Annotated in this window: 12 protein-coding genes; 5 read left to right on the top strand and 7 right to left on the bottom strand. The window is 31.1% G+C overall.

The window, feature by feature from the left end:
• Window positions 1-159 precede the first annotated feature (159 nt).
• The 3 genes from LJY17_RS02380 to LJY17_RS02370 all read right to left on the bottom strand — a co-directional run bounded on the left by LJY17_RS02380 (window position 160) and on the right by LJY17_RS02370 (window position 4,018).
• The gene (locus LJY17_RS02380; protein WP_264542272.1) at window positions 160-1,044 is read right to left on the bottom strand and encodes an EamA family transporter; all 885 of its coding nucleotides are present in this window, start codon (window positions 1,042-1,044) and stop codon (window positions 160-162) included.
• Complete coding sequence (locus LJY17_RS02375) at window positions 1,034-2,281, bottom strand: TPR end-of-group domain-containing protein (protein WP_264542271.1); 1,248 nt, start codon at window positions 2,279-2,281, stop codon at window positions 1,034-1,036. Before LJY17_RS02375 ends, LJY17_RS02380 begins: the two co-directional genes overlap by 11 nt.
• A 78-nt stretch (window positions 2,282-2,359) precedes the next feature.
• The gene (locus LJY17_RS02370; protein WP_264542270.1) at window positions 2,360-4,018 is read right to left on the bottom strand and encodes an MFS transporter; all 1,659 of its coding nucleotides are present in this window, start codon (window positions 4,016-4,018) and stop codon (window positions 2,360-2,362) included.
• Window positions 4,019-4,211: 193 nt separating this feature from the next.
• On the opposite strand from LJY17_RS02370, the gene LJY17_RS02365 reads away from it, so the two are divergent.
• The gene (locus tag LJY17_RS02365; RefSeq protein ID WP_264542269.1) at window positions 4,212-5,144 is read left to right on the top strand and encodes a hypothetical protein; all 933 of its coding nucleotides are present in this window, start codon (window positions 4,212-4,214) and stop codon (window positions 5,142-5,144) included.
• On the opposite strand, the gene LJY17_RS02360 is transcribed toward LJY17_RS02365, so the two are convergent.
• Both LJY17_RS02360 and LJY17_RS02355 read right to left on the bottom strand, forming a co-directional pair.
• Window positions 5,141-5,692: a Smr/MutS family protein gene (locus tag LJY17_RS02360; RefSeq protein ID WP_264542268.1), complete on the bottom strand. Its 552-nt coding sequence runs from the start codon at window positions 5,690-5,692 to the stop codon at window positions 5,141-5,143. The genes LJY17_RS02365 and LJY17_RS02360 overlap by 4 nt on opposite strands.
• Window positions 5,692-5,871: a hypothetical protein gene (locus LJY17_RS02355; RefSeq protein WP_264542267.1), complete on the bottom strand. Its 180-nt coding sequence runs from the start codon at window positions 5,869-5,871 to the stop codon at window positions 5,692-5,694. Before LJY17_RS02355 ends, LJY17_RS02360 begins: the two co-directional genes overlap by 1 nt.
• A gap of 90 nt (window positions 5,872-5,961) precedes the next feature.
• Here LJY17_RS02355 and LJY17_RS02350 point away from each other — a divergent pair, with 90 nt between their 5' ends.
• Together LJY17_RS02350 and LJY17_RS02345 are read left to right on the top strand one after the other, a co-directional pair.
• Window positions 5,962-6,246: a DUF2752 domain-containing protein gene (locus LJY17_RS02350; RefSeq protein ID WP_264542266.1), complete on the top strand. Its 285-nt coding sequence runs from the start codon at window positions 5,962-5,964 to the stop codon at window positions 6,244-6,246.
• 7 nt (window positions 6,247-6,253) lie between these two features.
• Window positions 6,254-6,577: a CCC motif membrane protein gene (locus LJY17_RS02345; protein ID WP_264542265.1), complete on the top strand. Its 324-nt coding sequence runs from the start codon at window positions 6,254-6,256 to the stop codon at window positions 6,575-6,577.
• A gap of 48 nt (window positions 6,578-6,625) precedes the next feature.
• Here the strand turns inward: LJY17_RS02345 and rocD are convergent, their stop codons facing one another.
• Both rocD and LJY17_RS02335 read right to left on the bottom strand, forming a co-directional pair.
• Window positions 6,626-7,870: an ornithine--oxo-acid transaminase gene (rocD, locus tag LJY17_RS02340; RefSeq protein WP_264542264.1), complete on the bottom strand. Its 1,245-nt coding sequence runs from the start codon at window positions 7,868-7,870 to the stop codon at window positions 6,626-6,628.
• Window positions 7,871-7,951: 81 nt separating this feature from the next.
• Window positions 7,952-8,638 carry a DUF1003 domain-containing protein gene (locus LJY17_RS02335; protein ID WP_264542263.1) on the bottom strand — a complete coding sequence of 229 codons (687 nt, stop codon included), beginning with the start codon at window positions 8,636-8,638 and terminating at the stop codon, window positions 7,952-7,954.
• A 280-nt stretch (window positions 8,639-8,918) separates the two neighbouring features.
• On the opposite strand from LJY17_RS02335, the gene LJY17_RS02330 reads away from it, so the two are divergent.
• On the top strand, window positions 8,919-10,367 hold the full coding sequence (locus LJY17_RS02330; RefSeq protein WP_264542262.1) for a PhoX family protein: 1,449 nt from the start codon (window positions 8,919-8,921) through the stop codon (window positions 10,365-10,367).
• Window positions 10,368-12,149 (top strand): cytochrome-c peroxidase, encoded by a 1,782-nt coding sequence (locus LJY17_RS02325; RefSeq protein ID WP_264542261.1) that lies wholly within the window; start codon window positions 10,368-10,370, stop codon window positions 12,147-12,149.
• Window positions 12,150-12,186: the final 37 nt, after the last annotated feature.

The raw sequence follows: 12,186 nt of genomic DNA, 5'->3' as shown, positions 1-12,186 counted from the left end.
TTAATAAAGTTAATCTTACAAAATACTTATATCTGTAAAGTGTTATTCATCGACAAAAATAAACATTTCATCGATAATAACCTAAAAAACAGTTACATACGTAACAAAATACGTAAAAAGAGATTTATTTAAAACAACAAAAAATAATTTAAGATTGACTTAATTTCTTTTTAAGATTAATTTTTCGTTAAAAACTACAATCGCAAGCAGAATAATTGCATAAGCAATCATTTGCCCGAAGTTAATTTCTTCTTTAAAATAAAATAAAGCAAGGAAAAAATTGATTAATGGATTGGTATACATTAACACTCCAACAGTTGCTGAATCCATTCCTTTTAAAGCATATAAGTTCAAAAACAAAGGAATTATGGTGAACAAAACCACTATTAATGTCAATAAAACCCAAAATAAAGAATCTTCTGGCGTTTCTCCTTTATAAGATGGGAAGAAAGGCAATAAAACAATCGATGCGATTACCAATTGTACTGTTAATATCACAAATCTATCAAACTGATTGTTTTTACGCTGACTTATCAAATATAAAGCAAATGTTGTGGCTATTACTAATGAATACATCAAATCCTTCACATGACCATAAGACAAGATGGCACAGCTAATCACAAACAAAAATACTGCTAACCATTGCCATTTACTCAATTGCTCTTTAAGAATAAAGTATGCTAAAACAGTCGTTATAATTGGACATATTAAATAAGCCAATGATGCTGATTGCACACTCACATGATTAATACAATAGATAAATAGAAACCAATTGAATACTAATAAAAATCCGCCTAAAACAGTAAGAGAGATAATTTTTGTTTTTTCCTTTTTATCAAATGAATTATAGACTTTTAAGTCTGCTTTAATTTTTTCTTTTCTAAAAAATAAATTGATTACCAATAATAAAACAGTAGCATAAAATACTCTATAGAAAAGAATATCTAAAGAAGGATAATCATGTAATGGTTTTAAAGCTAAACTGAAAAAACCCCAGATGAAGAAGGCTGAAAAAGCAGATAAGAAGTATTTGTTAATTTGCATGTAAGTTGTATTTATAAATGATTGGGGCATTGATTGAATTGGCATCAAGATTAAACTTTTTATCATAAAAACTCCAGGGTGAATTACCAATGAAGTATAATGTATGATCTTTTACTAAACCATTTGTTGGTTCAATCATTTCATTTCTATTATGATCAATTACTTTAAAATTCACAATTGAATCACTTTCATTTAAAAACAATTGAGCAACACGGTGTGGTTTTATTCCATTTTGCAATGTTATTAATGAGTTTTTATAATATAACAATCCATCGATTCCTTTTTGTGAAAATTCTTCAGGCAGTTTCAACCAGTTTCTATTAGAAGTATTCTGAATATCAATTTTTAAAATTCCTTTTAAATAGTCAGCAACAAATATTTCGTTTTGAGTTTTACCAAAAGTAATCCCTTGCAGATTAAAAGCTTCTTTCTTTAAATCTAACCAAATAGCAAGCTCATTATTTTTAATAGAATAGATAACTGTTTCACCACTATCTGAGATAAAAACTTCTCCTTTATCATTTATTATTAAATCACCAAAGACATGATTTCCTTGAATCGAAAATCTTTTGACAATAATTTTGGTTTTAATATCAATTTTCAAAATTTCTGATTTTCCTTCTAAAGCAGAAACATATCCTTTCATTTCAGGAATTGCAGAGGTAGTTATCCATAAAAACTTTTCATCTTTATCTGCTTTCATAGCAAAAACTGAATATAAGTTGTCATTGGTAAACCAATCGGAACATTTACCAGATTTAGCATCAAACGAAATGACTTTCTTATTTCTAATACTATTCGCAAGCCAAATTTTTGATTTTTTTAAATACAACAAACTCTCTGGATGCAAGTCTTTTTCGGATAGTTCAACAAACTTTTCAGAATTGGCTACAGACTCATTCAGTTTTTTCTTTAGACCAATTAACTCTTCAAATTCCTTTGTATTTCGAATTGGAGATAAATCTGATTCATTTTCAAACGGAATGTTTGAGTTCGATAACAAACATTTTTTTAGCTGAATAATTGAATTATCAATCATATTATTCAGAGCGTAAGCACAAGCCAAATTGTATGTATAAGTAGGGTGTGACGGTCTTAAACTATCTAATTGTTTTGTAAGTTTTAAAAAAGTGGTATAATCTTTATCTGAATATACTTTAGTGCTAGCTTGATAAATTTCTTTTTGGGATTGTGCTAATAGTCCAACGGAAAACAGTAGAAAATATAAATGTTTCATCCCTAAAAATTAAATCGGGATAAAAGTACTCAATTCCTTTTACCCCGATTGTGATATTAATATTTCTTTAAGAGTTTATTAATGCGCTCCATCCGCTTCAATACTATCAACATCAATATTTTGTTTTTTCAAAATTCCTTTTACCAAAACAGCAAAAAGTGTCAAATAAGCAAAACAAACTACTGCAACAATATAAGATTGATGAATTCCTATAATGTCTGAGATTTTACCTTGAATTGGAGGAATAATTCCACCTCCTAAAATCATCATAATTAAAAATGCAGATCCTTGTGAAGTATATTTTCCTAATCCAATAATTGACAAACTGAAAATAGCAGGCCACATAATACTACATGCCAAACCTCCTGCTAAGAAAGCATAAATTGCGACAGTTCCAGTTGAAAATAAACCTATCAACATAGCAGATAATCCAAAGAATCCAAATATCATCAAAGTACGTGCTGGTTTATCTTTTGATAAGAAAGTTGCTACAACTTGTAACAATACACAAACTACATAATAGTATAGTGGTTTCATATCTTTTTCTGACAAAATATTTACACCTAAAATCACTCCAAAAGCGATCAATGGAACAATTACTAATGCTAAGTTTTTTTGAGATTTTTTTAAGTTGAAAACACTTATAGCTCCAGCCCAACGACCAATCATTAAACTTCCCCAATACATTGAAATATATGGTGCAATATCTGAAGATTGATGACTTCCAAATTCAGGTAATTTTAAAAGTTCTCCTAAATTACTTCCTATGGCAACTTCTACTCCAACATAAACAAAAATAGCCAACATCCCTAATACTAACTGAGGATATTGCATTGCTCCCCACCCTTCTGACTTCTTTTTTGCAGAAGAATATGAAAACAGGATGCCTCCTACAACCACTACTAACGCACCAAATAACCAATTCATTCTATATTTATTCAAATCTAATAATTGTTCAGGAGTATAAGCTGTTGTGTCTAATTGATATGTTTTAAAAATTGGTGTAAAACATGCAGCTAACAATATTGTCATTACAACTAAAGTTGTTAATGCTTTGTTCGCTTTCTCCATTGGCTCATCAGAAATACCAGATGGTACTTTTTTTGAAAAATAAAACATTGCCGCAGAACCAATAAATAACAAACCTACACAAACATATAAGAATATAACTTTACCAAGTTCTAAGTGCTTAATTTGCTCATCAGATACTGAAGCTGTAGTTCCAAATAAAGCCAAAGCCACTATAATAGGTCCAATTGTTGTTCCAAAAGAATTAATTCCTCCTCCAAGATTTACACGGCTTGTTCCTGTTTTTGGATCCCCTAATAAAAATGCAAAAGGATTCGCCGCAGTTTGTTGTAATGAAAAACCTAATGCTACAATAAATAAACCAACAAGCATACCTGCATAAACACTGGCTTCTACCGCTATAATCATAGCTCCAGCTCCTAATGCTGAAAACAGTAAACCATAAACAATACTCTTTTTATGTCCCCATGTTCCTACAACATCTTTCCCTCTTGAATTACCCATAGCAAACAGCAAAAGAGCTCCTATATAATAAGCTGTATAAAAAGCAAAATCAATTAACTGAGATTGAAACTGATCTAATGAAAAAAAGTTTTTACAAAAAGGTATAAAAATACTATTTCCGGCTGCTATAAAACCCCAGAAAAAAAATACTGTCACTAGAGTATATAGAGCGGGATAATTGGTTTTTGTTGATTCTAAACTCATAAATTTAGTTTTGGTTGATAAATTTGTTTTTTATTCTGCTAAAAATACTTTTTTAAAATTTCAAAAAACAACAAATAAAAATAAGTTATTAACGAAAACGTTGTAGTGAAAGTTTTACAATCTAATAAAAGTAATTTTTAAAATCGCTTCAATTATTAAGAACAAATAGTATTTTTGTTTAAAATTTTGAAACATGAAATATTTTTGGACACTTTTATTTAGTTTAATGATTTTAACTTCTTGTGATGATGGAGACATCATTGAAGATACATTTAATTTCGAAAATGAAACAATCCAGAAATGTTCAAATTCAAATGTTTTATATAAAATAAATGATAAAGAAGCTTTAATGTTTAATGCTCCTGAAGATTATTTTTCCAACAAAGAACAAACACAAACTTACACTATTGGGTCAGGGAATTCAATAATGTATAGAAAATTTGCTAGTACTACATCTACATCAAATATTTGTAACACTCCCACTTTACAAGTTATTGATGAATGGAATGCCATAGGAGGATCTATAGAAATTATTAGTACAGAAATACTTAATGGAACTACTATTGTTGCCTACAACCATAACATTACTTTCAAAAATGTTACCTTTCAAGCTTCTGACAAACAGGTTGTTTATGAATCTTATTTTTATGGAAGTTACAGAACTGATGTCATTGATTTAGATTTTGATTACACTTTAGCGCTAACGAAAAATTGTCCAGGAAATAATTTAATTTTCAAATACAATGGAAACAATGTATTATTATTTGACGTTAATAAATCAACTTTATTTCCCAATATCGTAACAACACCCGGAAGCCCAAGAGAAGTATTAATAAATACAACTACAAACAAAGTTGTTTACAGAGTTTATAATGGCGGGTTAAACGAAAACTTCTTTTGCAGTGCTATTACACCTTCTTCCCCTACTCTAACTGAAGAATGGATTGCTGATAGTGGTGTTAATAGTGTAAGCGGTATCATCAGAGTTGTAACCGAAACTACTTCTGTGCCAAATCAATACAAACATACTATTTCATTATACAAAACAACTTTTAGGAAAGGTTTTCAGTATTATAGTCCAAACCCAAATGGAGATTATGTTTTTGGAGTGTATTATACTCCTTAAATTTTCTTTTGAATAAAATACACTTCAGTTGCCCCTAAACCATATTTTTGGTAATTAGCATCTTGGAAAGTTATATTATCATATCTGCCCAACATAAAATCGAGTTCGGCTTTGAGAACACCCTCTCCTACACCGTGAATAAAAACAATTTTAGGAATTCTGTTTCTCATTGCAAATTCCATTTGTCTCTTTGCCGTGTCCATTTGAAGGGTTAAAATATCATAGTTACTCATTCCTTTTTTATTTCGAACTAGTTTTTCGATATGGAGATCTATTTCGAGTACAAACTCATCTTTCTTAGATTTTTTTTCTTTTACAAAACTTCTTGGAGCAGGAATTTCCTTTTCTTTTTTTATTGAAGAGAAATTTGTGTTTGCAAAATTATTCATCAAATCGTTAGAAGATTGTATCAATATCAATTCTTTTTCATTAAAAGTCAATTCAAAACCTTCATCGGTATCAATAGTTATTTGATTGGAAATAACTTTTATTACAACTCCATTAATATTATCATCTAAAACCGAAACTTTATCTCCTCTTGTAAACATTATTCTTCGTCTTGTTCATTATTTTTACTTGGTACTTTTCTACTTAAACGCATCATACCATAAAAAAGTAATACAAAGCCCATCACCTGAACCCACACATTTGGTTTGTCAGAATTTTGCTGCCAAAATAAAACTCCAACCACAACTATCATTAAAATCAATATGATAAACTTTTTCATGTAATTTCTTTTTTCAAAAATAACAACTTTCAACGTTTTATATTTTTAAATCAATATAATATTTTGTAAAATTGACTAAAAATAAAAACAATGAGAGCTGAAGATTATATGATTCCTTGCATGAACAAATCCTTATTTGGAGTTGAATGTATGGGCTGTGGGACACAAAGATCACTGCTTTTACTTTCTAAAGGAGAATTTATCGAGGCATTTTATATGTTTCCTCCCATTTATACAACAATTTTATTTTTTTTAATTCTAGGTCTAAACTTCATAGACAAATCCAGAAACTACAATAAAATAATCGTTTCAGTTGCAGTATTAAATGCTCTAATTATGGTTATTTCATATTTTTATAAACAAACAAATATTTAATCAAACTATGCAAAAACAAAAACTACCAAACGAAAAATCATCAATGATTTTAGCATTAACCTCTTTTATTGGTTGCTGTTGTACAAGTGGAGTACTGGGGATTATTTTATCACTAATTGGTCTACGACTTGCTAAAAAAGATGAAGCTACTTATGCTGAAAATCCTGAAAATTACAATCTTGAAAATGTAAAAACGTGGAAAACAATAAATACTATCAGTCTAGTAATAAGTAGCCTAGCTCTTATTTATGCTATTTATATGAAAGTTACAGGTAAAGATGTTGAGCAACAAGAACAATTAATGGAAATTATAAGACAATATCAGAAATAAATAATTTCTTCTAAATAAAAACCCCGAGATTTGCTCGGGGTTTTTATTTTATTTTTCAAAAGACTTTAGTGTTGAAATGATTATTGAAACACAATCTCTTAATTGTTCTTCGTTCATTACTAATGGCGGTGCAAAACGAATAATATTTCCATGAGTTGGTTTAGCTAGCAAACCATTTTCTGCTAATTTCATACAAATATTCCAAGCAGTATCACTTTCTTCAGTATCATTAATCACAACAGCATTTAATAAGCCTTTACCACGAACCAAAGTAGCAATGTTTGAAGTCTCAATATAATTTGCTAATTCTTGACGGAAAATTTTTCCTAATCGTTCAGAGTTTTCAGCTAACTGTTCATCTTTTACAACTTCTAAAGCTTCTATAGCAACTGCAGCCGCAACTGGGTTTCCTCCAAAAGTTGAACCATGTTGTCCTGGCTTGATTACATTCATAATTGAGTCATTGGCTAATACTGCCGAAACTGGATACGCTCCTCCAGACAATGCTTTTCCTAAAATTAAAATATCTGGTTGTACATTTTCATGATGCACCGCTAGTAATTTACCAGTACGTGCAATTCCTGTTTGAACCTCATCAGCAATAAACAAAACATTATGTTTTTCACATAAAGCTTTTGCTTTTGCTAAATATCCTTCACTAGGTACATAAACTCCCGCTTCACCTTGAATTGGTTCCACCAAGAATCCTGCAATATTGGGTGATGATGTAATAGCTTTTTCTAAAGCATCAATATCATCATATGCAATTTTGATAAATCCCGCTGTGTATGGTCCGAAGTTTTTACGTGCATTTTCATCATTCGAAAAAGAAATAATGGTAGTTGTTCTTCCGTGGAAGTTATTTTCACAAACGATAATTTGAGCTTCATTTTCATTTATCCCTTTTTTCTCATAAGCCCATTTTCTACAAAGTTTCAAAGCTGTTTCAACGGCTTCAGCACCAGTATTCATTGGTAACACTTTATCAAATCCAAAGTAATTGGTTATATATTGCTCGTAAACGCCTAATTTATCATTATAAAACGCTCTCGATGTTAACGTCAATGTTTGTGCTTGTTGCATCATTGCACCAACAATTCGCGGATGACAATGTCCTTGATTTACTGCCGAGTAAGCCGACAAGAAATCGTAATATTTTTTTCCTTCTACATCCCAAACATAAACACCTTCTCCTCTATTTAAAACTACTGGTAGTGGATGATAGTTATGTGCTCCGTGTTTGTCCTCTAATGCAATGGCTTCTGCTGAACTTAATTTTTCTAAAACTGCCATGATAATAATTTGTTATTGATTGGTAAAATCGCAATTCCTACTTGTGGAGAGAAATCATCCATAACCACTGCAAAAATAGAATTATTTTTGAATGCGTTGTAAAATATCATTCATCATTTCTATTTGCACTTTTTGTATCTCAATTAACTCTTGTTGCTGATTCATAATAAGATGGTCTATCTTTTCATCTAACATCCTAATTTCAACTTCTGCTTTTAAATTAATCATGTAATCTTTTTTAGCCCGTTCACGATCTTTTTCTTCTTGTCGATTTTGGCTCATCATAATAACAGGAGCTTGCAATGCTGCAATACAAGACAAAATCAAATTCAATAAGATAAAGGGATAAGGATCAAATCCTTTATTTGTCAAAAGAAACACATTGGAACCAATCCAAAATAGGATAAAAATAAAAAATGCGATGATAAAAGTCCAACTACCTCCAAAAGCCGCTACTTTATCAGCAATTACTTGTCCGTAATTTCGAATATCTACCTCATCTTCAACTTTATTTACGAATGACTTATCATCGTTGATAGAGTCAATGATTTTTTTATGCAAATCAGATAACTGATTCACTTCGGTAGATAAATACCTGGATATATATTTTTCGCGATATATATTCAACTCGGTATCTGCGATATAATCTTGAATGCTAAAATCGGGATAATCTTCTTTAATTAAATTCAAGACTGGGATTCGAATGGTTTTTCCTAAAACTTTTTCATTGTCGTTAAATTCTAATCCTGAAATTGCACTTGTAAACATAACTTTCTATTAATCCTACTAAGGTACAATTTATTAGTTTTTTTTAGTACTAATCTTGATACATATTTAACAAAGTGGTGACGGTATTCCAATTTCTAGTTATGCATTAAATAGGACTTTATTGTTCTCTAAGCCATAATATACTAAAAACACCTTTTCCTTACATTAAAATCACATACCTCCGTTTTATTAACCTTTTCTTAGATTTTTAAAAATATAGAGATTAGAATTTACTAACAATAGGGTTCTATGTTTGCATCACAAACAAAATTAACTACAAATGAAAACTTTAAACGTTTTAATGAGTGCAGCTTTATTAGGATCATTTATTGCCTGTAACTCTAATGATGACAACGCAACAAACAACGAATCAACTAATCCAGTTGAATTAAAAAGTCATTCAAAAACTCCGATTTTAATCAGTAAAAAAGCAGGTTTTGAAAATTTAGAAATCTATTCTATATTAAGTTCAGAGGACAAATTAGTAAACTCTCCTGATTTTGTTTACGGTTCAATGGCCGATGGAAATGGTTTATTAAAAAATGCTGATGGAACTTATTCACTAATGAATAATATAGAAGCACACTACTCTGTAGCCCGAATAACTTTCGACAAAACTTTCAAACCAGTTAAGGGAGAATATGTGTTAAATGCAACAGCAACAGCAAATACTGCAATGTGTTCAGGTACTTTAGTTACACCTGAAGAACATGGTTTTGGTCCATTATTTCTTTCAGGAGGTGAATGGGATGGAAACTCTAAAAACGTATTTGCAACCGATCCTTTTAAAAACGCTAATTTTGCAGGAACTGGAAAAACATTGCCAGCTTTAGGGCAATGGGATGTTGAAAATGCAGTGCCACTAGGTAAAGATGCTTACAGCAATAAAACAGTTATCTTAATTGGCGATGACACATCAAATGACTCAACTCCTAAAGGACAATTGGGAATGTATGTTGGTAATCGAGGTGATTTAGAAAATGGTAAATTGTATGGTTTAAAAGTTATTTCTTCAGGAATCAACTTCGAAATGGATATGCAAGAAGGTACATCTTATGATGTTTCTTTTGTTGAATATAATGAAAAAACATACAATGAAATTGAAACAGAATCAGCTACTAAAGGCATTATGGGGTTCTCGAGAGTTGAAGATATAGATTATAGAAAAGGTTCGGCTGAAAACAATCGTGAATTTTATTTTGCTGTTACGGGTAGAAAGAAAACTGGTCTTATAGGGAAAGGAACTGCTTATGGTCGAATTTACAAAGTTGTATTAGATGCAAATAATCCCTTAATCGGTAAAATCACTTGCGTTTTAGACGGAGATAAATTGACAGGAAAAGCAAAGCAATTTCATAGCCCAGACAATTTAGTTGCTACAAAAGATTATTTATACATACAAGAAGATCCGAATGGTTATCCTGATACTGCTGATAAAACTCATTATGCTTATTTATATCAGTATAATTTAAAAACTGGAGTTCTAAAAGTAGTTTTAGAATGCGACCAAGTAACTGCAGAAACAAAAGGATACGGACCAAAAACCACAGCATGGGAGTTTACTGGTATGGTAGATATATCTGATAAAATTGGTATTGAAGGTTCATTTCTTATCATTACACAAAATCACAGTTGGACAAACCCAAATTTCTTCGATCCAAAGGCAGTTACATCAACAACATACAAAGAAGGAAGTACTTTATATTTAGTTAAAGGATTAGAAAGATAAATGAAAAACATTTTAAGTTTGGTAAAAAAGGCTATTGTTTTATATAGCCTTTTACTATTTACCTTAAGTTGCAAAAAAGACAATTCTTACGAATCGAGGGACTCTTTCATTCAACTCGAAAAAGAATACAAAAACAATTTAGAAAAATGTTCGGAAGCACTTGATAATATCACAAATGCTTTATCTATTGAAGATTTTAAATCTTTATACAGTGAAGCCAGAAAACAATTCAAATTCGCAGAACCTATTATGGCTTTCATTGACGAAAGTAATTACAAATCCCTAAACCAACCCAATATCATAAAAGTAACGGAAGAAGATGGTACTAATATCCGAACCAGCAAACCATTTGGGTTTCAGGTATTGGAAGAATTGATATACAATCCAAATCCGGATCTCAAGCAGATACAGAAAGAAGCAAAACTTACCTCATGCAGAGTAAAACTTTTAAAAAACAACTGTTCGCTCTCTCAATTAGACAACCATCACATCCTTTGGATTCTTCGGGATGCCATAAATAGAGTCGCGCTAAAAGGGATTACTGGTTTTGACAGTACTGCTGCTTTTTCTTCGTTGGAAGACAGTAAAAACGTGTATCAATCCTTAAAAAACATCCTCTTTATTTTCGAGACATCTTTTACAGACAAAGCACTTTACAAGCAATGGATATCTGAAATTGAAAAATCTCAAAAAGCGTTTGAGGCTGATTTTAATGATTTTGATCGGTATACTTTTATCAAAAACCACACCCATAAAACGCTATCACTTTGGAACAAAACCGTAACCGATTGGAAAGTGACCTTTAGCATAAAGCAACCTTTGCAATACAATATTGTATCGCTGTTCGATAAAAACACCTTCAACATCACCCATTTTACCGATCAAGAAGATCCTACGAATCCTGCAAAAATAGCCTTAGGTAAACAATTGTTTAACGACAAAAAACTTTCTGATTCCAAAACCATTAGCTGCGCCAGTTGTCATCAGGCGAAACTGGCTTTTACAGACGGAAAATCAAAATCGCCAGGAATCAAACGAAATTCTCCTACATTATTATATGCCGGTCTTCAAAAAGGCTTTTTTTACGACAATCGCACTGGAGGTCTTGAAGGTCAAATTGTAGATGTGGTAACCAACCCGAACGAATTTCACAGTTCATTGGAGAAGATGGTTGCTTATGTAAAAAAATCGCCCGAATACCCAGCAATTTTCCAAAAAATATTCAAACAATCTCCATCAGATTATAATATACGAATGGTTATTGCTTCTTACATACTGTCATTAAATCCGTTCGATTCAAAATTTGACAGAAACATTTCAAACAAAGAAAATACCTTAACACAAAGCGAAAAAAATGGATTCAATATTTTCATGGGAAAAGCCAAATGTGCAACCTGCCATTTTGCTCCGCTTTTTAATGGAACAGTACCCGTAAGCTTCCGCGAATCGGAAATGGAACTGATTGGTGTTCCAGAATCTAAGAATAAAATAAAGCCGAAAATTGATCTGGATTTAGGGCGATTCGAAGTATTTAAAACAGAAAACAGAAAGTATTTCTTCAAAACACCTACCCTTCGTAACATTGCTAAAACCGCACCTTATATGCACAATGGGGTTTATACTACTTTGGAAGAAGTGGTCGATTTTTATAATGATGGTGGTGGCAATGGCTTGGGTTTTCAACTCGAATTTCAAACGTTGCCTTTTGACAAATTGGAGCTAACCTCTAAAGAAAAATCTGATTTGGTTGCGTTTTTAAAAACCTTAAATGATTATGAATAAAAGGAATACTAATTACATCCCATATTCTTTAAAATTC

This window comes from Flavobacterium hankyongi, assembly GCF_036840915.1.
Lineage (GTDB): Bacteria > Bacteroidota > Bacteroidia > Flavobacteriales > Flavobacteriaceae > Flavobacterium > Flavobacterium hankyongi.
This window is presented reverse-complemented; position numbering and strand designations above follow the sequence as displayed.

What these genes read in the sequence shown, in the direction of transcription:
- LJY17_RS02365 (WP_264542269.1), top strand. Translation starts at nt 4,212, where the DNA reads ATGAAATATTTTTGGACACTTTTATTTAGTTTAATGATTTTAACTTCT.
- LJY17_RS02350 (WP_264542266.1), top strand. Translation starts at nt 5,962, where the DNA reads ATGAGAGCTGAAGATTATATGATTCCTTGCATGAACAAATCCTTATTT.
- rocD (WP_264542264.1), bottom strand. Translation starts at nt 7,870, where the DNA reads ATGGCAGTTTTAGAAAAATTAAGTTCAGCAGAAGCCATTGCATTAGAG.
- LJY17_RS02325 (WP_264542261.1), top strand. Translation starts at nt 10,368, where the DNA reads ATGAAAAACATTTTAAGTTTGGTAAAAAAGGCTATTGTTTTATATAGC.
- LJY17_RS02360 (WP_264542268.1), bottom strand. Translation starts at nt 5,692, where the DNA reads ATGTTTACAAGAGGAGATAAAGTTTCGGTTTTAGATGATAATATTAAT.
- LJY17_RS02380 (WP_264542272.1), bottom strand. Translation starts at nt 1,044, where the DNA reads ATGCAAATTAACAAATACTTCTTATCTGCTTTTTCAGCCTTCTTCATC.
- LJY17_RS02375 (WP_264542271.1), bottom strand. Translation starts at nt 2,281, where the DNA reads ATGAAACATTTATATTTTCTACTGTTTTCCGTTGGACTATTAGCACAA.
- LJY17_RS02335 (WP_264542263.1), bottom strand. Translation starts at nt 8,638, where the DNA reads ATGTTTACAAGTGCAATTTCAGGATTAGAATTTAACGACAATGAAAAA.
- LJY17_RS02330 (WP_264542262.1), top strand. Translation starts at nt 8,919, where the DNA reads ATGAAAACTTTAAACGTTTTAATGAGTGCAGCTTTATTAGGATCATTT.
- LJY17_RS02345 (WP_264542265.1), top strand. Translation starts at nt 6,254, where the DNA reads ATGCAAAAACAAAAACTACCAAACGAAAAATCATCAATGATTTTAGCA.
- LJY17_RS02355 (WP_264542267.1), bottom strand. Translation starts at nt 5,871, where the DNA reads ATGAAAAAGTTTATCATATTGATTTTAATGATAGTTGTGGTTGGAGTT.
- LJY17_RS02370 (WP_264542270.1), bottom strand. Translation starts at nt 4,018, where the DNA reads ATGAGTTTAGAATCAACAAAAACCAATTATCCCGCTCTATATACTCTA.